Source organism: Testudinibacter sp. P80/BLE/0925, assembly GCF_053570785.1.
In genome coordinates this window covers 1,386,989-1,407,972 of the sequence record NZ_CM131636.1, presented here as the reverse complement: position 1 = coordinate 1,407,972, position 20,984 = coordinate 1,386,989, and the positions used below count along the sequence as shown (strand labels likewise).

Sequence of the window (20,984 nt, the reverse complement as noted above, 5' to 3'; positions counted from 1 at the left end):
CCCCCTATGCCGGCTTACCAGTCGTTGAATTTCCGGAAGATACACCGCTATGCACATGATCGGTGAGTTTCGTTTTACCTGCGGTTATCTCGCCTGTCGCATTAATGGTTGAAGTCGCATTCACCGGCGCATCAAGTACAATCTTTGAGGCTTTAACGTTAAATTCACCGGTAGCGACCACGCTAATGCCCGAATCTTTGAAAAAAATGTATTGGCTAGGCGTGCCGTTAAGAAATCCGCCAAAATACAAACCGTCGGCATAATCAAACTTGCGCAGGCTTTGCGGCAGAGATGGGGCTTTATTGTTTTTGACGCTTGATATATCTCGGCTGCAGAAGCCACACATGCCAATATCGCCCACTTTCGGATCGATAATCACCGCATTAGACCCCCCCTGCAATCTCATGTAAGGGATATTGTGAATAATGCCGTGCGGATAGGCGTTACCGTTGCCGTCAAGCTGCGCAACCATAGGTTGCACATCAATCGTTCCAACAGGGCTAACACCGCCGGAATTGACCGCCTTAACTTGCACAAGGGTAACTGTCTGTATGCGCCCGATTAAATTATTGATGATGAATTGCAATTCGCCCGCATCGCTGAACATATTGTCAATCTTCATCAGACCAAAATTGTTATTTTGCAAGTTTCACCTCACCATTTTTAGCCGCTTGAATTTCAGCAAACCATCTGCCGTTTGGTGTCATACTTTCTAAAAACAAATTAATCCCAAAGACTCGCCATCTACCGTTTGCCATTTCAATCATGCTGTCGGCAATTTCAACTAATCCGCCAAATTTTAACGCTGGATCATAAAGGCATTGGAAGCTAACGCCGTTAATATTCGGCACCGGATAACCCAATAGCCCCGTTGATGGGGATATGATCGGAATCGTAATATCTCTAGGCTTAGATCTCGGTGTAATGGCAATTGTGTTGATGTCAATGTACAAATCCACATTGGCGGCGGCACACAGTTTCTTGACCTGTTCAAGTGCGGTTTCACACAAATAGGTATTGCTCAGTTTTGCATTTACACCGTTATTCTCAAATCGCATTTTCATGCGTTGGCAAATCTCGCGGATTGCTTCCGCAACATCGACCTCACCTTTAAAGCTGACTGGCGGCACCGGTAATAATTGGTGTTCTAACGCTGAGGCGGAATCAATGGTTAAAATCGCTTCCGAACTAGAGCCGAAATTCGGAAAAGCAAAGGTAATCAATCCAGAATAAACCACCGTCCAGACATCACCCTCACCCGCCTCCAAACGAACATAATTCCGCTTGCTCTCTTCCGTGTTCCAGTGAATTTTAGTGATACGGTTCATAATGCTTAAACTCAAACCGTAAACCATTATTTTAGCCGTCGGCACAATTCCTTGCCCGTTGCCAAATTGGATCGTTGCTGAAACCCTTAATCCATCAACAGAAATTGCATTGTGTCCGTCCTCATCAAAACTATCACCCTCAACCCCAAGTAGCAGCTTTAGCCGTAACTTTTTCTCGGTAAAACTCATGCGCCACCCCAATACAATTTATATCGAGAGCCTAAGCCAGACCATTCAGGATCGTTGTGACCTTGAGAATCAGCAAACACAAGATTACCGTTAATCGGCAAATAATCCGTACCGATAATAGGTGCTAGATTCAGGCACAATCGGTTAATCACAACAGGCTTACTATCCGCAAAAATGCTGATGTACACTTGATTGTGTAATCTGGTAGTGAGGGATATATCCAAATTTTGACCGCCCAAAGAGCAACTCAGACGCTGCGCCGGTATCGGTTGCAAAGGTATCTCATAAATCATCATATCCCCCTAGAAAATTTCCTTAACGATTTCTTTTGCCTTTTCCGCCAATTCCTTGCCAATTTCGGAGATTGATTTATCCTTGAACCATGAAAGCACGCTATCGTTTGACTTTGCCGCCTGCGCCGGTGTTGCGTTGCCTGCATTTTGCTCTGTCGCTACGGTAGGCGCTTTTTCTTTGGTGTATGAAACCTTAACTTCCCGCACTTCTTGCAAATGTACGTTTGCTTTAATCAGACGTGCGCCGTCGTTATGTTCTCGCACATAGTCATAACCAGTAATATTGCAATTCGGATAAACCGCTTCCGGTGTGATTACCATAAATAGATCCGTGCTGTTCGAAAAAGCGTCTAAAATCCCTAGAAACGCCCCTCTTTCGGTAACGCCGCCACTTCCTTTAGTCATCACTACGCTGACAGAATAAGGCTCAACCACCTTGTTATAGCTCGTAAATGAACCTGCCTCGACCGGTGAATTTGAGATTTTAGAGCGGTTTTGAAACTTGACCGATTTAACATTATCAACCAGCAGCAAAGGTAAGCCGTTTTGATCGAACACGCCCCAATAATTACCAAAAAAGCTATTGATAATTTGCCCGCCCCCAAATTTGATAACCGCATCACCGATATTTTTTGGCAATCCGGGAACGGACGGCACACCTATTGAGTTCCAGCTCATATTTTCTCCAAACAAAAAAGCCCGTCTTAAAAAGACAGGCTTCAATTGCATATAATTTAGTTTGCTAGTTTGGCAATGTGCAGCTCTGCATTACCACTTCTTTGTATGATTCGACGGCATAATCCCACTTATTCGGCTCTTCAAGATCAATAGATATTTGCATGCCCTTATCAAAATCAACAAATGAAAGAGATAGCGCATCCGCAATCAAGCCAAATCGTGTTTGAATATAAATATTTGGTTTAGGGTAGGTCTTTTCATCTTTCTCAAGAGTGATGGAAATGCCCACCATTGCGGAAGGATTGCCGTTGCTGTCAAATTCAACAGGAATTTGATGTGGGGAAATATCCTCACATTTTCCTGACTTCAGTTCTAATATCTTAATGTAAGACTTTGAAGTGCGGGCATTGGATTCAAAAGGTCTTTCTGTATAAAATTTTCCAAATAACCCTAAATTTTCCGCAATGGCTTGCGCAAACTCGCCAATTAGCTCTTGTAGATGCTTTCTTCGATTGATTAAAGTGCTTCTATAAAGATCTTGCTGCTCGCATAGTTGTTGATATGTAATCATTTTCCCCACCCTTATTGGAACAATATGTATCATCTCTTTCCCTCATATAAGTTTAGCTGTTATTAATTTCAAGAATAGATATTCGGTTTTATGATACAGATCACAGTTTCCCCAATAAAAAGCCACCTTTTACAGTGGCTTGATAAATGTATTTAATAACCTATTTGTGGCATTAATGGCGTTTTACTGCGGTATCGTTGCTTCACCAGCCCCTCAACGTGCGGGTGTGCTTCTCGGATATATCTTTCCATGACTTCACAATTAAAGCGCACGCTATCAAGACTGGTAGAGCGGAATGTGTTTAATTGGTTTAGCAGGAACTGAACCGCTTCTTGCATTCTGGTTGCTGTGTAGTAGCAGTTGATAATGGCATTCACGCCTTCAGAGTTGAGGTTCAATTTACGCTCTGTTTCTTCGGGTGTATTGAGGATCAACTCACCCTCAAGCACAATTTTATGACAATACGCCACTGCCGCCGGTAACTGCGCTTTCGGTATCTCGTCAATATGCTGAACGTTCATGTATTGATGGATTAACGAGTAGGCATCAGAATAAAGCAGCCCTTTCTTGCTGACGATCATGTTTACGGCATCACGCAAGCCTGTGCGATCATCAACCGTTGTTGTCGATCTTTCGGCTTTGCCGTTTACCCAATAATCATGCAACGCCTTGTAGCACTCTTTTTTGTATGTGATCAGTGTATCTCTGATTTCTGGCTTAACTCGCTTAACATCAATGCCAAATAGCCAACCGTTCAGATAATCGATTGGTAAACAAATCATCTCACGCTTTTTACCATCTTCGGCAACCATGATCGTGATGATCATAGTTGAATTTAAAACATCATCACGCTTAATTCGCAATAGCTGAGGTTCCCATGCCAAGCCAATATTTTCACAAATTGGCTTCATTGCAGTATAGTAAATTCCGTTTTGTTCAAACGTAGCTAAAGTGCGGTTGTAGAAATTGATAGTTTGTAGTTGAGTATTCATATGCATTTCCTTTTTGAGAGTTGAATTACACCCTAAGCATTAGGGTGATCGACGGCTCAAAACCAGTGCATAATCTGGCGGACTTATTCCCTTACGGTATTGTATTCGTCGCACCGTCGATCATTGATAGATTATTTACTTTTGCACCGCTCTTAATGGATTTAATGATGGTTAGGTTAAACACACTAAATCGCAGGTACAAAAAAATCACACTGACGGGGTGAAGTTCCGTTATACACAGGCTTTTGAGACCTTGAAGACATACTAAGATAGACCGCTTGATCTGTCAATAATTAGCGACATTTATTTCATTTTTGCGATCTAGATTCCAAAAGCTATTGTCTTGCTTTCTATTCGCTTATTTTTATTGGTATTCTGCAAACACATCAACAACAGGAGTAAATTATGTTCATTAAATTTTTAGAAAATATCGCAAACGACGGCAACGAATTTGTACAAGGCATTGTAGAAACCCTAAAAACAAGACCGCTCACAGACGATGAACGGCTCTTTTTACATGATGTCGTAATTGAGTATTATGGGTTGTAATGACAAAGAAAAACCCTGCTTACAAAGCGGGGTTTCCTCGCTTTATGCTTTGGGTTTAGTGAAGAATAAGAACAACCCCAAAATGACATCACCCACAACCCAAGTGAAAAGGGTGTCATTTATTTTTGCATTTATAATTGCTCTGGCAAGCAGTGGTATGTCATTAGAGTTGCCAACAATCATTCCTGCTCGATCGTAAATAGAGAATAGATAAAATGCCATTATTATATTAAAAATAATAAAAGCACACTTGAACAATTTGCCCAAGAATGTCCGCTTTGCTCTTTTTATTGTTACGCCGCAATTAAGGCATTTTTCTGCTTTATCGCTTATTCCCACCCCACATTCAGGGCATTTAATTAAAGCCATTTTTGTGTCCTTTTAGTAATTTATTCACCAATAGTCCTTTCATTCCAATAGCAGCACTTACGCCACTTATGCTAAGGCTTAAGGTTATACAGACAGAATCCTGATCTTTTTTCTGAATTTAATTGCCATAAATCGAACTCATCATTTCGAATCTACTAAATAAAATTCACCAGATCGAACTCTGAGATATTGCCCATCTTTAACATATACGTAGGTGCTATTTTTGAACACTTCATGAGATACTACAGAAGAAACATCTCTATTAGGCGAATTGCTAACAAATAAAATTCCAGTTTGGTCTTTATCTGTTGCGATGACCTTATATTCCCCGGCTGGAATATCCACCCCAACCTTATAAGTTCCCTCTTGGTAAACCTTTCCTTTTTCCTGCTGATTTTTTTTATCGGTTTTTTGGTATTTCTCAGCAAATTCTCGACAAAAGATTTCAGATATTTTTTTATTTTCTTTATCGAATCCTATTAGTCCCATGTCAGTTCTATTGCCATTTTTATCAATACTGTATGAAACAATATAACGATAATTTTGATTATTCATCTCAATATAATAAAAATCAAGATCCGATATAACCTCTGATTTAAATTTGACATCGCTTTTCGGGTTTTCGAATGAAAAACTATCCCCGCCATAACCAGAAAAACTATAGCTGATTAATTTACCTCTTTCGACAACATGGATAATTTTATTCTTCGTCGTATGACAAGAAAATAAAATGTTTTCATTTGATTTTTCTGCAGCTACGGTACTAATCGAAGCCATAATTCCAGAAATCAACAATGCAAAAGAGGTACTTTTTTTCATCAGTTTAATCCATTGTTATACTGCACCTGATTGATCCTGTTACTCATTCCCATAACAAAATCACCAGCTGCACCACTAATTGTAGGTGATGATGAGTTTACATTAACCCCGCCATTGATTACAACTTCAGTCCGTTGATTATTGTTAATATTGTGAGGTTGCGCAACATTTAACATATTGTTCATCATCGGTAAATTTGCAATCATGCTAGCTTGCACAGCATAACCACCAATAGGCGCATTCATATCAATAAGCGGCTTACTACCACTATCCATCGGAACATCATTGCTAGCCATTTCAATACTAGGCAATTTAGGTATGTCTTTCTTGAATACCGGAACATCATTGCTGGCTATCTGAATATCAGAATTTTTTTGCGAATTTACTTTAGGTGAACCTTGATATTTAGGCGCATTAGCTACCGCAGCTTTTCCTTTATTGTAATAGCTTGATACCGTTGTTCCATAGCCATCTTTACTATCAATGCCCTTTTCCGCATAGGCTTTAGCGTTACTCCAACCCTTAAGGTGAGCCGCCATTAATAGCCCTGCCTTATGTTCTGCGCCACCACTATAGGTGCCGCCAAGATATTTTGCATTGTTATTCAGCAGCTTAATCATCGCTTCATCTTGTGCGCTTTTGGACGCTAAAAATGTGCGTTGCCCACCGGCTAAATTCCAATTGCTTTCATCTTCTAAGAATGTTTTGTGTGCCGCCGCATTCGATCCATTGGCTAATCCTTTCCCATGAATTTTTACTGCTGCATCAAATTTGCTTCTATCAATTAATCCAACATCAGCCAGTGCCTGCGCACCAAATTGGTACAGTCCTAGATACCCTTTATCGTTGATAACATCTAGCTTTCCACCACTTTCACTGTGAATAACTTGATCGATTAATGCCGCTGTTTCTGACTGACTTAACCCGTTTACCGTAGCAGCACCGCTATAACTTCCTGCATATGGCACTTGCGCCGCAATGGCTAATGCTTCTTCACTTCGATCCGTCATACCCCCAAAAATAGAATCTATAGTGTTGTCCCATGCCGTCGCAGCTAGTTTCCCTGCTTTATCCCAATCACCATCCCACACTGCCCCCATGATGTCAGATAAGATTTTAAGCTCACCAACAAGCTGTTTAACGGCTTTGACCGCAAGATTTTTAATGCCATTAGCAAAGCTGTTTAAAGATACACCAGTTTCATCAATAAAACCCTGCTCTCTAAGCCATGTTTTCCCGCCCTCTAGTGCATCGTCTAAATCTTTGTAACCCGTTAAAAGGAATAATAAGCCCTCGCCCAAACTCCTAACAGAAAATTCACCATCAAGGATATATTTTTTGAAGTTATCCCAATTAAACAGTGAATCAAAGCCATTAGCCCAAGCCTGATAATCATCATAAAGCAAGCCAAAAGCAGCTGCCACCCCTGCAACAAGTAAAATGATAGGCAAAAAAGGCGCCATGAATGCGACTGCTGCGGCAACTCCTCGCCATAGCGTAGGAATTAACACCATGCTTAAAGCGGTGCTGATACCATAAAATACCCCTTTAACAAGCCCCTCATGCTGCATTAAAAAGCTGAAAAACTTTTCGACCTGCTCGCTGATTTTTAACAGCGTCGGTGCAACCGCATTGGCAATCATCAGCTTTAATGCTTCGTATTGCTGATTGAGGTATTGAGTTGAGGCGGTGAGTTTTCGACTGGTTTCTAAATCCTTTTCGTTTGAGCGGTAAATTTGGCTTTGCTTTGCAAGATAACCCTCAACCGCTTTTCTGCCCTGAACTAAGAGATTGAACGTTCCCTCGTCCATACCCATCATTTTAGCGATGTTGTAGGCATCAGTGCGGTTTATTCCGTTAAATTTATCGGACAAATCCAATAAAATAGCGGTCATATCCCGCGCTTTGCCGCTTGCATCTAGCGTTTCAATGCCAAGCTGATTAAAAAATTTCAGGGCAGACATATCGCCCATGACGGTTAATTGCGTCAGGCTTTGCGACAATCCTTGCAAATAGCTATTCATTCCCCCGACCGAGCCACCGGAAGCCTCAGCAGCACTGCCCCACATTGCCAGCGTGCGACTTGATACACCCAAATTTTTAGACATATTGTCTAATTCAAGATTGACCGCCGCCGATTCTTTGACTAAACGGTCAAACCCAACACCGGAAGCAATGGCGACACCAAGCGCACCTAATACCTTGCCGAATTTTGTAATCGATTCTAACAAGTCTTTGGCAACTTTAGCGTTTTTCTGCTGTTGTTTTTCAGCATCTGCTAACGCTTTCGTGCTTTTTTTCGTTTCTCTTTCTGTGCCTTTGGTCTTTTTTTCCAACTCTTCCGTAACTTCAAGGATTTCTTGCGCCTTTTCAGGGAAATTGCCGGTAATGCCAAATTCAAGAAAAAGAGTATCAATAACATCAGCCATTATTTGCTTTCCTTTGGTTGTAGCTGTCAACGCTTATGATCTCGATTAAATCAATAGCGTCCTCTAAGCCGTAAACGGTTTGCAGCTCATGCAGTGTTGCCATTTTCGAGGAAATGATCACACCAACCACATGAGTTACATTAAGATAAGGTACGCTATTGCTTGCTGCGCTTACTCCGAGATCTGGGTAAGCACGTCCCGCAAAAAATCGATATGCAACATAAACACTTCTTTTCTCAGTAGCCACAGCGTTGAGAAGTCTTTCACATCGTTTAAAGACAAATCTAAACTGCGTGCAGAACCGCCCTCAGGAACGATTTGTACGCACTCCAGCAGTTCATCAAGCAATGCTACTGTTTTATCCTCTGGCATACCTTTTAGCGCCGAAAACGCCACTCGTGAAATACCAAGCATTCCCTCTCGTGGGTTTGGTACGGTAATGCCGCTAGATGCCATCGCTAACAAGGCTTTCATTGCCCACTTATCCGCTTTTACCACCGGCATTTCGGTAAGCAAAAAAGTAACGCCTTTGTCTCGCCCTTTTTCAATTGTGATTTTTTTGGTTTTTAATGTCATTTTATTGCTGCCTCTAATATGTGATTAATGTTAATTTGATAAAAAGTTTAACGGTAAGCTGATTTGAATTTCATCTTCCATAATTCGCAAACTGGCTTCTAGTAAAGGTTTTTTGCCTTTCCATTCATTCAGTGTTTTGCCACAGAAACTAGCCACTTGTTTTTTAGATTTATGCTCAGTCAGTGTTTGATAATATTGTTCAAGCAAACTAACGTTATCTTTACTGATTTTCTCTTGCATATAATTAAAGGCTTTAATGTATGCAATCTTAATCTGCATTGCCTTTTGGGTTTTGTAACCCATAACAATCAGCATGAAAGCATCTTTTGTCAGTTCAAACATCGGGCGTTTTTCACCTTTTTTATCGATATATTCAACCAATCCAAAATTGGATCGGTTAAATTCATCATCGCCATTCTCTAAAATGTCACGAATATCTCGCAAAACGTGGGAGTGTTGCTTTCCAAAAACTTTTGCCACAATTTCAGATGTTGTTAACGTTTGATTATTTTTGATTTGTACAAACTGTTTAAAATTTTCAGGGTTTGCTAATTGCATTTTATTTCCTTATTAAATTTCAGGTAATAAAAAACCCGACCATTTCTGATCGGGTTGATTAATGAATTCAGCAATCCTACCTGTCGGCTCGGTATCTACCGATTTAAAGCTGCTTGATTTTCTACGTCTTAAATATCCTCAGCACCGTTATTCACGACTTTGAATGAATAAGTCGCCGATTCCAGCAATTTCTTGGCAGTTGTTCCACCCGGAATATTCACCATAAAGCCAGAAGCGGCGTAGCGTTTCTTGATAGACGGCAATTCACACGAAAACTCAACCGGAACGGTTTCTTGCTGCTTGTTGATGTAGTTAATCAGTTTGTCAAAATAAGACCGGCTAGGGCTGTTGGCTTGTAATTGGATATTCAGATCGACCTCGTAAGGTGTGAAGCCGCCAGACTGTACGCCGTCAACCCCTAATACGGTTTCGCCGATATTGCCTTGACCAAACTCAAACGCATTATCAGCGGCATAGCCTTCCATTTTTACCCAGTTATTGTTAAACCCTTTTGCGCGGATCAACAAAATACTGTTTGCCGATGTCAATGTCTTTTCGGTATTTGTACGCATAATTTTTCCTTAATAAAAAAGCGGCTTCCGCCGCTGATTGTGATTATTGAACGTTGATTGACGATAAGTTAATGCTGTGCACACTACCGCCATCGGTGTACCATAATTTCATCGGCATTGACTGGCGATTCCCCCGAGTTTGCGCTGTGGCTTGAGCAATATGCAAACAGTAGCCTTGTGCCTCGATTAAATCTTTTGCATCGTAACCCGCTTCATTTTTGATGATTGCCGCCTGCTGCTCACTCAATGCCACGCCAGTTTGAATCGAACCGAAATTCAACGCTTCATTGATTGGATCGGTACAGGCTGCACGTTGCAAAGCAATGCCTGTCGCATTGTATGGCACGGATTTTGTAGACGTTAAAAGCGTAATCAAGGCAAGCTGTAACTGGCTGTTGATTCGGATCTGGTTAATAAACGAGTCAATCCATTTCCACTTACCGGATAATTGACCCGGTGCCAAGAACAGGAATCGATCATTCTTTGTTGCCCACGCCCCATAGTAGTTGTAGCCATTTTTTTCAAGGTTTTGGGCAATGGTTTCATCGGTAACATCTGCTTTAAGCCCTGACTGACCTTTAAACTTCAGCGTGATCCGCCCTTGTCGTTCGGTAAAGTCAATAGATGCTACAGCGCCACAAATAAACGCCGCTTTATCCAATCCACCATAAACCGCACAAGCCCCATCGTAAGCCGCTTCTTTGAGTTGCGCACCGAAACACGTTGTATTACCGGTTTGCGTCGCTTCCGCTTCAACACCCCAGCCAACATACAAATAGCGGTTATTTTGACCATTTGACCACTTGGCAAACGCCAATTTATCCGCCAATGACGGTTCAAATACGGTGGTAAATGTCGCCCAATTCAATGTCGAATTAAGTACAGATTGCATAACATTAACCGGAGTGTCTGCCGGTGCGCCTTTTGAAATGGTTGCACCTGATTTTTTGGATAAACCAAGTACATCAGCGGTTGTTCCGGTAGCGTGGGTAATCGTAGATGACGAACCGGTCGATTTTGATTCAACTTTGAATGCTTGCAATTGCGGGTCAAAAGAGACCTTAACGCCATCTAATGCCGTCTCAATAATGCTTGCTGCATCTGAAAAGCTGGTCGCCTCAGCTAAGGCAAGTTCATCAGCGTTTTTTGCCGTGCCGTCAACAGTAACCGTCAACGTGCCAGATACCGCTTTCAAGGCTTCTAGTGATAATGATTTAACACTGCTACCCAATAAGAAAGAGGCTTCGTCCGCTTCGTTATAAGCACAGAAATAAAGCGATCCGGGCTTGATGGTTGAATTGTCAAAGCCTGAGAAATAAACGACCGCAGCATCATATTCAGCCGAAGCCAGACCAAAATAATCACCTACCGAATTTGCCGAAGCAAATTCCACTGCTTCGCCGGTGATGAGATTGGTGTTTTTACTTAAGAATACTGCATTCATGGACAGCGGCGAACCACCGGAACTTAACACAGCAGGATTTACACTCACAATTTGTGAGGCTGGAATTGATTGGAACATAGTTTTTCCTTACAGTAGATGAATGTTGATTTGTGGATCGGTGATAAAGTCCTGATCGTGGATCACAACAGGGTTATAGTTCAGGGTTGCCGTTGTCATAAATCGGCTTTCATAGTTCGATTTCTCGTTAGTAAACGGCAAATATTTAGCCTCATCGCAGTACAGCGGTTGACAACAGGTTAAGTTTTCGCAAGCGTGGAAATCACGCCATAAATGCGTAAATTTTCTTGCCATCGTTCCGGCTTGTTCACCGTAGAAATCGATCTGCATCATTAATTCAATCGTTTGCATAACCTCAGCATTGCCATCAGCTACGCTAAAATCGTGAACATTGGTCGAAACGGCTTTTTCATGAATGATATTCATCAAGATAAAAGGCGATTCCGGCAACGGTACATTGTTGCTATACCCTCGAATCACCTTGTCTTTGACTTCAGGAAAAAGGAGCATTAAATAAGCTCTAACGTCCTTGTAAATATCATCGTGCGTGGTGATTAACTCTGTCGCCATATCACCACCTTGCACCAATTAGCCCATGATTCCGCCACCTGCTTAATCAGCCATTCTGACGGCTCATTTTCGCCGTATGCCGTGAAAATCAACTTATCAGCCCCCTTGCCGGTTATGCGCCGCAAAACGTGCAGTTGCCCCGTAATATACACATTCAACAATTGTCCCTGCTGTGCCAATGAATCGAACAGCGACAATTCTTGAGAGCTAAGGCTTTGTGGCTGAATGCTGACAACCTCTTCCTCAAATTTTGAGGCTCGCCGACCAGTATCATCAGTAATAACGCCGGTATTGATTTTCAGGGTTGCTTGAATATTCGGATTGATACTGACAATCGCACTATTCGCAATGGCTCTAAGGTTCATGCCTATTCCTTATTGACAACATCGTGAGAAATGGAAGAAATGAGAAGTTTGGTATCAACAAGCGGCTTCTCTGGATCTTGTGTTGATTTGGATTTATAACGCCGCTTCCTTGCTTTGACTGTTGATTCTTGCAATGGCGGCTCTTTTATATTGCCGATAGTCTCGACCACATCAGCCGCTGCTCGCATTCCCATTAGCTCTAACGCATCACTAATCTCACCCTTACTTTTCAAAAGGTTTTTAGCAATGCCGCCCCATTCTGTCTTTTTGTCCGAAATCGTCGGGCGAAAGAAGGGACGTGGCGGGATATGCTTTTCAGTTGAGCCGTACTCATGGATAGCTGCAACATACGCAACCGGCGTGTTATCGTCATAATGCTGTTGATTTAACACGCCAACACGCGCCACCTTTTTCTCGGCTTCTTTAAATTCCTTTAACCGCTTTTTCAGTGCCTGTTTGAACTTTCCAGCCATTACAGGAATACCCCGCCAACTTTGCGAACGGCTTTCCGCTCAGGCAATCCGCCGATATACAAGCCACCGGCAGATAGACTGCTAAGTAGCGCCCAAAGCTGCGCCCCATAGGGCGATCCGGACAACCAAAATTCCCACCCGTTACGAGTTGGCGGTGCGGCGAAAGAAACGCTAACACTTCCCTCTGTCGCCGATTGAACTGCCCCAGATGATGCGTTACCCGATCTTGCTTTGTCGGTAACAAACAACAAATGCGCCGTCATAAGCTGGTAAGCGTGATCAAACACGCCACCATTTAACGCCCAGCTCTCACGCAAATAATTTCCGGCAACATCACCCCATTGATTCAGCATTTCATCTGAATATTTGTTGGGATCGAAAAATGCAGGAAACATAATCCGAAAAGTTGCCGTATTCATAAATTATTCCTTGTTGGTTGTTACGGTTAGCGCTTCAGGGTCATCAGTTTTCTTACGACGATAGCTTGACGGTGTAATTGGTGCGCTTCCGTCTTGGGTTTTCATATCTGATGCCACTTTTTCCGGGTCGGCTTTTTTGGCATGAACGGAAATAAAACCGTCTGCCATGTGATCTTTGAAAATAGGGTGTTCTTTCAGGGCTTGAAGCTCTTCTTCCGTCACTTCGGTTGCAACGCCCATCGGGGTGATTAACCGGTCATTCATAACACCCGTGCCACCTTTAATTAAAATCCCACGCTCAGGAACTTTAATGTCTGCTCCGCCGTTGCTGTAAAAGGTGTAACGGTTATCGCAAGTCAATGTCGAAAATACATAAGGCATAATAAAAATTCTCCTAAAAAGAAACCCCCAGCAAAATGCCGGGGGCTTGAGGTAAGAATCGCAGTTATTGTCTGCTTAGATTCCTGTTGCGCGGTAAACTGCGTATGGACGTTTACACATTGTTCCTGCGGTTGCGTTGGTGTAATCCTCAACAATCGCTTTCGGCTCATTTACCATGCCTAACGCCATGAATTTAGCCGGTACAATTTGCACCCAAACACGGCTGTCATCACTTGCGCTGTCATCTACAGAATCGGCGTACAAGTAGAACACGTTTTTACCGCCATTCGCTTTGTTTAGCTGCGGAGCAGTAACAACACGGCACTTCGGATAGGTTTTACTCAACCATTCCTGCACGCTATTACCGAAATCGGACGTTACAGAAAGGAAAGTTGAAACGCCTGTCGGTAATGCCAACGTGGTATAACTTTGAATCGGATCGACTACACCGTTAGACTGGATTTGCAATTGCGCAAATGCTTGACGCAAGTCACCTGTGATTTCCAAGAACGTTTTCTTAGCCCATTCAGTGCCGTTTGCTGCGCCTGTTGCTACGGTTTCATATGCCGGTAACGATGGATCGTTCAAGAAACCATAAGTGCGGTTATTGCCGCCGTTATAGCCATTAAATCCAATGTTATTCCGCTGAATATCTAACGCCAATGAAGCACCTGTACGCTTTTCTGCCGCGCTGTCTAAACGCATTGCGCCAGCGCGTGCAGATTCAAGGCGACCAACTTTGATCCCTTTCTCAAAACGTACTACCGTACGGCGCTCAAATCCAGCATTCCAGCTAGACAACGGAACGTTGGTAACATCGCCGTAAGGTACTGCATCACCCATTGTTTCCAAGCGACCTTGAACGATTTCCTCATCGTGCCACTGACCTACAGTGGCAATCCCGATCAGCTCGTCAATTTTACGTGGTGCATAGGTGGCACGAACAAAGCCCGGCAACCATGACTGTAAAAACTGAACCGGTGTCGGCACGCTTCCGGCAAACACGCCGCCTTGCGCATCGTCCATCGCCCATGTTTTAGCGGCTTTGTTCAGATACTCTTGTGAAAACCCGATACCTACACGGGATAACGCTTGATATTGAGGAACATCAGCAGAATCCATAGAGATGACCGGCGAACCCTCGCCGATCCGTTTTGATACATCACGACCGCTGATGTAACTGTGTTGTTTTGATAAACTCATTTATTGACTCCCTTAATTGGTTAAGCGCACAACGGTTAAGCCACCGCTTTCACTGGTAACTGGATAACGATAAACCACCGCATTAGGTACTAATTTCTTACCACCCAATGAACTAGAATCGGCAACGGTTGATAATGCACCGGTCGTTTCGTCATATACTACGAAATCGCCGATTTTGCAGGCAGTCGATACCTGAACCACAATATCAGCCATCACAGCAAAGTCAGCCTGACTGTTATCTGGAATGGCTAATGTTGGTTCTAGCGTGCCGGTTGCGCCGCCGTAAAGCGCCGCTTCTTTGCTGTTTACCATGATTCCGGCGAACACCTTACCTGCACCAATTGCGCCGCCCACTTGTGCGATATTGGTTGATGCATCTTTAGTATAGGCATAGCCGTAATGATTTTTCTGCGCACCTTTTGAATCGACAACCAGACTTTCAGCGCGAATAGGTGAATCTAAATGAATATCACCCGGAACGCCGAAGCCTTGTTCGAAATTAACTGTTTTTTGAAAGGTCATTTTTTCATTCCTTATTTGGTTAATTGTTTATCCAAGAAGCTGCCTTTTCCACCGGCAGAATCCATCGCAACGGCTCGCTTTTGACTGGTTGGCGTGCGATTAAGCATATAGCCTTGAAGCATTGCCATTTCTTGTCCCTTGTTGGCTTTAATACCCAACTTACGGCAGCCGTAAACAGCTACATCTTGAGCGTCCATTGCACTACAATCAAACGCACCGGTAAACGCTGAAACTTTGGAATACAATTTGTCTCTGGTTGCGATTTGTTGCATGGTATTTTTTGCAATATCCGCAGCGTCCATCGTTTCAGATTGCTCTTGTTCGGTTTCGTCCTCGTCTTCTGATGAGCCGTTAACTTTTGCTTCAACCGCATTCAGGCGATCGCTGATTGATTCAAGCATATCAAGGATTTTGTCTAAAGGATCTGATCTTGATTTGTCCTCATCTTCGCTTTCTTCACCACTAATACCTGCAGGGGCTTCATTCTCAGCTTCGGAATCTTGAATCTCTTCCTCTACTTCAGCGCCTTGCTGCTCTTTCAGCTCCGCAATTCCCGAAACAACTTGTTTAAGCTGCTCGACTAATGCCTCCAACGTAACGCCGGAGTCTGCGCCCACTGGCGCCTCGTTGGTTTTATCCATTTCTTTTTTCTCCATTTGAGAATCACAAGTAAAATTAAATTGCCCAATGTTAGAATCATCATGATCTAACACCTGAACCTCCGCCCCCATTCGACCGTTTGTCACTAATGCCAAATGATTGCCCCGCAAATTCCGCTGTATGTAATCGTATTTTTTACCATTCCACACACCGGGACTATGCTCATATCGGCAGCGATAACCTAAGGATAGGTCTTTTTTGCCGTTTTCAATGCGCCTTGCCAATGCTTCGGAAAACGCCTTAATGTTGCCGTAAAGCGTACCGTCTTTGAAATACACGTCTTGCCCGATAACACCGCAAACACCTTTCTTTTCGGCTGGCATCATGCCTAGCTCTTCCTTTCCAAGCATGGCGTGATCATCAACCCAAGGCACCAACTTAAAACTGTCTATAGCCTCTTTATCGCTCAATTCATCAGCAGGACGATAGACTGGATATAGTTCATCAGGATCTGGCGGCTTACTTCCGTCAGGTAGCGTGATTTGATTTCCTCGATATAAAAAAACCCCCTCTTTACTAAGGGGGTTATCTTTTACTTCGAACCAGCCGTTATCATCAGTATCTCGCTTGTCTTGCGCAGTTGTTTCATGTTCTACGGCGTAATTTTGGGGATCGTCCGCCCCATCGTAAGAATCAATTAAATAATCCATAATTAATCAGGATACCAGCCCCCATTGCGTGCTATTTTTTCTTCAAGCTCTTTCATTCGCTTCTCTCGATCTTTTCTTTCGCTTTCATTGATTCGCTCAAGTAAGGCTTGAGTTTCAGGATCGAATTTGCGAGTGAATTTACTGCTAAAGTCTTCTATTTCACGATCTAACGGATTGAATCCCTCTCCCCCCTCATTCATAACATTGTTATAGCGCTTTCTGGCTGCATATAAATCATTAAGATGTTGTTTAGCCTCAGCCTTAGTCATGCTTTCAATATCAACATTAGCTCGAACGCCAAAATACTGCCTTTCAGCTTCTTTTTTAGGTTCACTCTTGATATTATCCTGCTTCCCTTGTGGCTCGGTAATTGGATCGGATTTCGGTGCAACATAATTTGGAGAGAAATGCTCAATCTCTTTTGCAAGCTCAACACCGGGCGGCAAATACCACTTTTTCTTTTCAGCATTCCATTTCGCACCATGCTTTTTCGCTAGCTCTCTCTTTTCATAAGGAACATTTAAATAAGTTCCCTTTGATTGTTGCGCCGCTTTAAAATCTCCCCAGTCTTTGCGATGCTGTTCAAGCTCAGCCTTTTGCTCATTGGTGATTTTGTACTCTTTTTCCGAAATATAAATCCTGTGCTCGCCAGACTTTCTACCGTCATAAAATTTTCCATTCCAGTATGGATCTTTGTGCTTACCTCTCATTTCAGCGTACCAAGCAGGCAATGCGGGTGGTGATGTTAGCTTTCCACCTCGCTCAATCTGATCTTTTTTCTTGGCTTCGAGTTCTTTGTTAGCTTGGCTTTCTGCATTTAATGCCGCTGAAATATCTTGATTCTTTAATTTAGAATCTCTTTTCATTTCATTAACAATCTGGCTTGGAGTTCTTGATGTTCCTGCGCCAGCCCAAAAGTCACCACGCAATGCGTCCGGGTGATTATTAATGAATGCCATTTCAGCTTTGTTTGCTTTAGTCTCAAACATTAATGCGTTATGCCTTGCTACTTCGACTAAATCCTTACGAGTTGCATTCGAGATCCTGTCTCTTAGTTTCCCACCTTGTTTAACTGGTGCTTCTTGCTGCTTTGTGTTTTCTTGCCAGCCGGTTGACTTCAAGATTTCAGCTCCGGATTTATCCCTGTTTTCAACCCAAAACGATGCCTTCTCAGCTCCGCCGGACTTAACTAATGCCGATGCCTCATCGCTATTTAACTCTTTCAGCTTAGAAGCTCTAATTTCCTCAGCCCAGTTTTTTTGCTTCATCGTTCCGGTCAATGCTTTGCCGCCGAGAGATTTAGCATAATCACGACTGTTTTGTGAACGCTGTCGAATCTTACTGCGTTTCTGTGCCCCTACCGCCACAACATTATCCTCAAATGGAATGCCAGTTTCTGCATCATACCATTTCCCTTGAGCGTCTTGTTTTGGCATATCCGCCTCTTCCATCCACTCATTAAATGTCATTTTGCGATACTTCGGCTGTTTTTCAACGCTGCTATTGCTGCCCCTGCGTTCCTTAATGATTGATTTGGATAATGCCTCTATTCGCTGATCCCTTTCTTTGGCTACGTGAGATCTATATTCATTCCACATTCGAGTTTTTTCTGGAACGGAAAGCTCTTTGTAGTCTCGTTTTTCGCCATGAAAATTAAGCATTTTTGACTGATCGTCTGACAAAGTAATGCTTTCCTTAATCATTCTCTGTCTTTCATCTTGAAATTGAGTTTTGCTAATACCAGCATTTACCACTGATTCTTGAGGAGATGATTCCCCTGTTTCAACCGACTCACTTTGGGTCTGTTTGGCTCTTTCAGGCGTTTTAGCTCCGATAAAATCTTTGCGAATTTCGCTGATTTTTTCACCCTTGAATTTTCCGCCCATACCTTTAATAACGCGCCCCTCATCATCGATCTGAACGGCTTTACCTTTGTTATCCGGTCCGTTTGGTTTAACAGTGATCCAACGGTTATCCATTGCATAGACTAATTTTGATAGGCGTTTAGCCTGATTGGCATTAATCATTTTCCGTTTCCTCAAATTCAAACACCGGCGACATACTGCAACCACAATTCGGCAGCACGCCCGGCAATCCATACACATCTTCACCGTACATCACGCCGATAAATGGTGGTTCGTCAAATGAAAAAACTTTTCCATGCAAATCAACGTGTAATTTTCTAGGCTCTCTACCGCCGCCAGAATGCAACCACTTGAATTTTTTTACACCTAACTGCTTCATTCTTTCAGCGTTGACCGATTGATAAAGTTTTCTGGTTTGATCCATAGCGGTTAATTCCGCTTTCCTCGCATTACCTTTATAGTGCTTGGTTAGCGTTGGTTTTAAATCGGCAAATCCCTTACCCGTCGCTACAGATGCAATGACTGCTCTCTGAATGCCGGTCAGATAGTTATCAGGAATCACTTTAATCAAATTTACTGATTCAAGTGCGCTTGCCTCAGTAATATCTTTTAGCCGGTCATTCAAAAAGTCTGTTTTGATTGATAAATTATCCCCCATCTCACGCAAGCTCATTTTCAAGGTTGCAGACGAGTTTTTTAACACTCGATCGGTCATACGACCAACAACTCGCCTCGCCAATGCCGTGAAAATTGGGTTATATTTTTTACTTAGGTAGTTGAATAAAACCCGTAGTTGAACCGAAATACTGCCGCCGTTAGATTCCCAAGAATCCTCAGTGTACTGGCATTGATCAAAACACGATTGCACGCCTTTGACAGTTTCAGTGTGCATTGCTCTCAAAACAGTCTTTATCGCTTTGCTGTACTCGGTATTGATTGAATTACTGACCTGTAACGGCTTCCCCTCGATCTGCTTCTGTTTCATTTCCGATCCCTAATTCACGCGTAGCCTGTATTTCATCGGGGCTAAATCCAAGCGATGACAACAAGTCATCATCTGAATCATCATCGCCCATGTCATGAAACCCTGAATCAGGATCTGTCGATAAGCGATAGCGAACATCTTTACCGTCTATCGCCCCGGACATCACTAACGATGAATAAGTGTCGGCTTTCAGTTTATTGCGCTCTGCAATCTGCTGTGAGCTTGGGCTATCCGTTGGTCGCCAGTTGATTGTCGTCTCTAACACTTCATCACAAAACGATTTCATAACTAACTGATGATGTCTTTCAACAAGCTCGGTTAAATCGTGTTCCTGAATGCTTTCTAGTTCCTCATGGTAACTTTTTTCTTCCGATTCACCGGTAGAATTAAACCCCTTTGGCGCTGTACCTAATAACTTCGTAGCAGGCACGCCAGAAGCGGCGGCAACAAGCTGATATTGCGTCATAATGACTTCATCGAGATCGCCCAATGCCGTGTCAAACTGCTGGAATTGGTCAGCTTCCCTATCCCCCAGTTTGATCGCATAGTTATCACGGTATTTAATCCAGTTCTGAAACTTTTCTGCCGATGATTCGGCGTCCGCCATGAACATCGCCATATTTGTGAGCCAAACGCTAGTCCGCTTTGAAACAACCAGTCCAAGTGATTCACTTGCGGTGCGCTCAGCACCGTAAACACGCTCCATAATTAGTTGTGGAACAGGCAAGCCACCGTATAAGTACATCGGCTTAATAATGTCCGGAACTTCGTTATTCCTGAAAATAAACAGGTGTGAGCGGTGATATTTTTTACCGTTGATTTGCCAGTAAGTCGGCTCATAGAAGTGGCGACCGGCAGGATTAGATAGCTCATCACCGACAAGCATTGGCGTACACCAATAAGGATCGACTTGCACAATTCCTTTATAACTGCCTCGTGTAACGCCATCAATATTAAAAGGCTTTTCGTAGAACTCCGGATCGGTTGATTCAATATCAAACAATGCGATCCGAATACCGAATATTCGACCCATACGGACAAATTGTTCTGCATTCCATCTGAGGCGGTACTTTTTATCGTATCGCTGTAGCTTTTTAATCACCTTATCAGGCATATCTGTGCCGTCTGTCGTGATAATGTCGTAACCGTTGCGAGTTGCATCACGCGCGGGCATTGAACAAGCTTTATTGATTAGCCAGTTTTGCGACAATAACGCACACATTTGATAACCGATAAATGACTGTGAGGCATACCAATTAGCCAACTCAATGCTAATTGCTTCAGGCATCGCTAATTTTAATTTTGATGGCAAATCCTCACCGTCCATCGCAAAATCATCAGCAGCCATTAAAGCGTTATTCTGATTAATCACCGCAGATAATTTGTCAGACAGGAAATTATCACCAAGCCCATTCACTGTGACATTTCCCAGCCAATATGATGTTTCAGACACTACCGGTTGGACTTGTGTTTCAATTTTTTTCTTTTTTGACCAAAACATAAATT

At 42.9% G+C, this 20,984-nt stretch carries 24 protein-coding genes; all 24 read right to left on the bottom strand.

The window, feature by feature from the left end; all coding sequences use genetic code 11:
• Window positions 1-4: 4 nt before the first annotated feature.
• Window positions 5-646 carry a phage baseplate protein gene (locus tag ACWA5Z_RS06810; protein WP_449343166.1) on the bottom strand — a complete coding sequence of 214 codons (642 nt, stop codon included), beginning with the start codon at window positions 644-646 and terminating at the stop codon, window positions 5-7.
• The gene (locus ACWA5Z_RS06805; protein WP_449343165.1) at window positions 636-1,517 is read right to left on the bottom strand and encodes a baseplate hub protein; all 882 of its coding nucleotides are present in this window, start codon (window positions 1,515-1,517) and stop codon (window positions 636-638) included. Before ACWA5Z_RS06805 ends, ACWA5Z_RS06810 begins: the two co-directional genes overlap by 11 nt.
• Window positions 1,514-1,813, bottom strand: a complete 300-nt coding sequence (locus tag ACWA5Z_RS06800; protein ID WP_449343164.1) for a phage baseplate plug family protein — start codon at window positions 1,811-1,813, stop codon at window positions 1,514-1,516. Before ACWA5Z_RS06800 ends, ACWA5Z_RS06805 begins: the two co-directional genes overlap by 4 nt.
• Before the next feature lie 6 nt (window positions 1,814-1,819).
• Complete coding sequence (locus ACWA5Z_RS06795) at window positions 1,820-2,539, bottom strand: phage baseplate protein (RefSeq protein ID WP_449343163.1); 720 nt, start codon at window positions 2,537-2,539, stop codon at window positions 1,820-1,822.
• Window positions 2,540-2,552: 13 nt separating this feature from the next.
• Window positions 2,553-3,059, bottom strand: a complete 507-nt coding sequence (locus ACWA5Z_RS06790) for a hypothetical protein (RefSeq protein WP_449343162.1) — start codon at window positions 3,057-3,059, stop codon at window positions 2,553-2,555.
• Window positions 3,060-3,211: 152 nt separating this feature from the next.
• On the bottom strand, window positions 3,212-4,051 hold the full coding sequence (locus ACWA5Z_RS06785) for a phage antirepressor N-terminal domain-containing protein (protein ID WP_449343161.1): 840 nt from the start codon (window positions 4,049-4,051) through the stop codon (window positions 3,212-3,214).
• 591 nt (window positions 4,052-4,642) lie between these two features.
• The gene (locus ACWA5Z_RS06780) at window positions 4,643-4,969 is read right to left on the bottom strand and encodes a hypothetical protein (RefSeq protein WP_449343160.1); all 327 of its coding nucleotides are present in this window, start codon (window positions 4,967-4,969) and stop codon (window positions 4,643-4,645) included.
• A 141-nt stretch (window positions 4,970-5,110) separates the two neighbouring features.
• Window positions 5,111-5,788: a hypothetical protein gene (locus ACWA5Z_RS06775; RefSeq protein ID WP_449343159.1), complete on the bottom strand. Its 678-nt coding sequence runs from the start codon at window positions 5,786-5,788 to the stop codon at window positions 5,111-5,113.
• Window positions 5,788-8,217 carry a peptidoglycan-binding protein LysM gene (locus ACWA5Z_RS06770; RefSeq protein ID WP_449343158.1) on the bottom strand — a complete coding sequence of 810 codons (2,430 nt, stop codon included), beginning with the start codon at window positions 8,215-8,217 and terminating at the stop codon, window positions 5,788-5,790. Before ACWA5Z_RS06770 ends, ACWA5Z_RS06775 begins: the two co-directional genes overlap by 1 nt.
• A 171-nt stretch (window positions 8,218-8,388) precedes the next feature.
• Entirely contained in the window at window positions 8,389-8,793 is a 405-nt protein-coding gene (locus ACWA5Z_RS06765; RefSeq protein WP_449343157.1) for a hypothetical protein, read from the bottom strand.
• Between the two features lie 30 nt (window positions 8,794-8,823).
• Entirely contained in the window at window positions 8,824-9,351 is a 528-nt protein-coding gene (locus ACWA5Z_RS06760; protein ID WP_449343156.1) for a Rha family transcriptional regulator, read from the bottom strand.
• A 128-nt stretch (window positions 9,352-9,479) separates the two neighbouring features.
• Entirely contained in the window at window positions 9,480-9,923 is a 444-nt protein-coding gene (locus ACWA5Z_RS06755; RefSeq protein WP_449343155.1) for a phage tail fiber protein, read from the bottom strand.
• Window positions 9,924-9,966: 43 nt separating this feature from the next.
• Window positions 9,967-11,445, bottom strand: a complete 1,479-nt coding sequence (locus tag ACWA5Z_RS06750) for a DUF3383 domain-containing protein (protein ID WP_449343154.1) — start codon at window positions 11,443-11,445, stop codon at window positions 9,967-9,969.
• A 9-nt stretch (window positions 11,446-11,454) separates the two neighbouring features.
• Window positions 11,455-11,955: a phage neck terminator protein gene (locus ACWA5Z_RS06745; protein ID WP_449343153.1), complete on the bottom strand. Its 501-nt coding sequence runs from the start codon at window positions 11,953-11,955 to the stop codon at window positions 11,455-11,457.
• Entirely contained in the window at window positions 11,940-12,320 is a 381-nt protein-coding gene (locus tag ACWA5Z_RS06740; RefSeq protein ID WP_449343152.1) for a hypothetical protein, read from the bottom strand. The genes ACWA5Z_RS06745 and ACWA5Z_RS06740 overlap by 16 nt, the downstream gene beginning before the upstream one ends.
• 2 nt (window positions 12,321-12,322) lie before the next feature.
• Window positions 12,323-12,793, bottom strand: coding sequence for a hypothetical protein (locus tag ACWA5Z_RS06735; RefSeq protein WP_449343151.1), 471 nt, complete (start codon window positions 12,791-12,793; stop codon window positions 12,323-12,325).
• Window positions 12,793-13,212 carry a DUF4054 domain-containing protein gene (locus ACWA5Z_RS06730; protein ID WP_449343150.1) on the bottom strand — a complete coding sequence of 140 codons (420 nt, stop codon included), beginning with the start codon at window positions 13,210-13,212 and terminating at the stop codon, window positions 12,793-12,795. The genes ACWA5Z_RS06735 and ACWA5Z_RS06730 overlap by 1 nt, the downstream gene beginning before the upstream one ends.
• Window positions 13,213-13,215: 3 nt before the next feature.
• Window positions 13,216-13,593 (bottom strand): hypothetical protein, encoded by a 378-nt coding sequence (locus tag ACWA5Z_RS06725; RefSeq protein WP_449343149.1) that lies wholly within the window; start codon window positions 13,591-13,593, stop codon window positions 13,216-13,218.
• A 75-nt stretch (window positions 13,594-13,668) separates the two neighbouring features.
• Window positions 13,669-14,796 carry a major capsid family protein gene (locus tag ACWA5Z_RS06720; protein ID WP_449343148.1) on the bottom strand — a complete coding sequence of 376 codons (1,128 nt, stop codon included), beginning with the start codon at window positions 14,794-14,796 and terminating at the stop codon, window positions 13,669-13,671.
• Between the two features lie 12 nt (window positions 14,797-14,808).
• Window positions 14,809-15,318: a structural cement protein Gp24 gene (locus tag ACWA5Z_RS06715; RefSeq protein ID WP_449343147.1), complete on the bottom strand. Its 510-nt coding sequence runs from the start codon at window positions 15,316-15,318 to the stop codon at window positions 14,809-14,811.
• A gap of 11 nt (window positions 15,319-15,329) precedes the next feature.
• Complete coding sequence (locus ACWA5Z_RS06710; RefSeq protein ID WP_449343146.1) at window positions 15,330-16,628, bottom strand: DUF2213 domain-containing protein; 1,299 nt, start codon at window positions 16,626-16,628, stop codon at window positions 15,330-15,332.
• 2 nt (window positions 16,629-16,630) lie between these two features.
• Window positions 16,631-18,655, bottom strand: a complete 2,025-nt coding sequence (locus ACWA5Z_RS06705) for a DUF5710 domain-containing protein (protein ID WP_449343145.1) — start codon at window positions 18,653-18,655, stop codon at window positions 16,631-16,633.
• The gene (locus tag ACWA5Z_RS06700) at window positions 18,648-19,478 is read right to left on the bottom strand and encodes a phage head morphogenesis protein (RefSeq protein WP_449343144.1); all 831 of its coding nucleotides are present in this window, start codon (window positions 19,476-19,478) and stop codon (window positions 18,648-18,650) included. Before ACWA5Z_RS06700 ends, ACWA5Z_RS06705 begins: the two co-directional genes overlap by 8 nt.
• Window positions 19,435-20,979 carry a phage portal protein gene (locus ACWA5Z_RS06695; protein ID WP_449343143.1) on the bottom strand — a complete coding sequence of 515 codons (1,545 nt, stop codon included), beginning with the start codon at window positions 20,977-20,979 and terminating at the stop codon, window positions 19,435-19,437. Before ACWA5Z_RS06695 ends, ACWA5Z_RS06700 begins: the two co-directional genes overlap by 44 nt.
• Window positions 20,980-20,984 lie beyond the last annotated feature (5 nt).

Bases quoted from the DNA above. Each gene is read 5' to 3' on its own strand.
- ACWA5Z_RS06805 (WP_449343165.1), bottom strand. From the start codon at position 1,517: ATGAGTTTTACCGAGAAAAAGTTACGGCTAAAGCTGCTACTTGGGGTT.
- ACWA5Z_RS06800 (WP_449343164.1), bottom strand. From the start codon at position 1,813: ATGATGATTTATGAGATACCTTTGCAACCGATACCGGCGCAGCGTCTG.
- ACWA5Z_RS06795 (WP_449343163.1), bottom strand. From the start codon at position 2,539: ATGCAATTGAAGCCTGTCTTTTTAAGACGGGCTTTTTTGTTTGGAGAA.
- ACWA5Z_RS06790 (WP_449343162.1), bottom strand. From the start codon at position 3,059: ATGATTACATATCAACAACTATGCGAGCAGCAAGATCTTTATAGAAGC.
- ACWA5Z_RS06785 (WP_449343161.1), bottom strand. From the start codon at position 4,051: ATGAATACTCAACTACAAACTATCAATTTCTACAACCGCACTTTAGCT.
- ACWA5Z_RS06780 (WP_449343160.1), bottom strand. From the start codon at position 4,969: ATGGCTTTAATTAAATGCCCTGAATGTGGGGTGGGAATAAGCGATAAA.
- ACWA5Z_RS06775 (WP_449343159.1), bottom strand. From the start codon at position 5,788: ATGAAAAAAAGTACCTCTTTTGCATTGTTGATTTCTGGAATTATGGCT.
- ACWA5Z_RS06770 (WP_449343158.1), bottom strand. From the start codon at position 8,217: ATGGCTGATGTTATTGATACTCTTTTTCTTGAATTTGGCATTACCGGC.
- ACWA5Z_RS06765 (WP_449343157.1), bottom strand. From the start codon at position 8,793: ATGACATTAAAAACCAAAAAAATCACAATTGAAAAAGGGCGAGACAAA.
- ACWA5Z_RS06760 (WP_449343156.1), bottom strand. From the start codon at position 9,351: ATGCAATTAGCAAACCCTGAAAATTTTAAACAGTTTGTACAAATCAAA.
- ACWA5Z_RS06755 (WP_449343155.1), bottom strand. From the start codon at position 9,923: ATGCGTACAAATACCGAAAAGACATTGACATCGGCAAACAGTATTTTG.
- ACWA5Z_RS06750 (WP_449343154.1), bottom strand. From the start codon at position 11,445: ATGTTCCAATCAATTCCAGCCTCACAAATTGTGAGTGTAAATCCTGCT.
- ACWA5Z_RS06745 (WP_449343153.1), bottom strand. From the start codon at position 11,955: ATGGCGACAGAGTTAATCACCACGCACGATGATATTTACAAGGACGTT.
- ACWA5Z_RS06740 (WP_449343152.1), bottom strand. From the start codon at position 12,320: ATGAACCTTAGAGCCATTGCGAATAGTGCGATTGTCAGTATCAATCCG.
- ACWA5Z_RS06735 (WP_449343151.1), bottom strand. From the start codon at position 12,793: ATGGCTGGAAAGTTCAAACAGGCACTGAAAAAGCGGTTAAAGGAATTT.
- ACWA5Z_RS06730 (WP_449343150.1), bottom strand. From the start codon at position 13,212: ATGAATACGGCAACTTTTCGGATTATGTTTCCTGCATTTTTCGATCCC.
- ACWA5Z_RS06725 (WP_449343149.1), bottom strand. From the start codon at position 13,593: ATGCCTTATGTATTTTCGACATTGACTTGCGATAACCGTTACACCTTT.
- ACWA5Z_RS06720 (WP_449343148.1), bottom strand. From the start codon at position 14,796: ATGAGTTTATCAAAACAACACAGTTACATCAGCGGTCGTGATGTATCA.
- ACWA5Z_RS06715 (WP_449343147.1), bottom strand. From the start codon at position 15,318: ATGACCTTTCAAAAAACAGTTAATTTCGAACAAGGCTTCGGCGTTCCG.
- ACWA5Z_RS06710 (WP_449343146.1), bottom strand. From the start codon at position 16,628: ATGGATTATTTAATTGATTCTTACGATGGGGCGGACGATCCCCAAAAT.
- ACWA5Z_RS06705 (WP_449343145.1), bottom strand. From the start codon at position 18,655: ATGATTAATGCCAATCAGGCTAAACGCCTATCAAAATTAGTCTATGCA.
- ACWA5Z_RS06700 (WP_449343144.1), bottom strand. From the start codon at position 19,478: ATGAAACAGAAGCAGATCGAGGGGAAGCCGTTACAGGTCAGTAATTCA.
- ACWA5Z_RS06695 (WP_449343143.1), bottom strand. From the start codon at position 20,979: ATGTTTTGGTCAAAAAAGAAAAAAATTGAAACACAAGTCCAACCGGTA.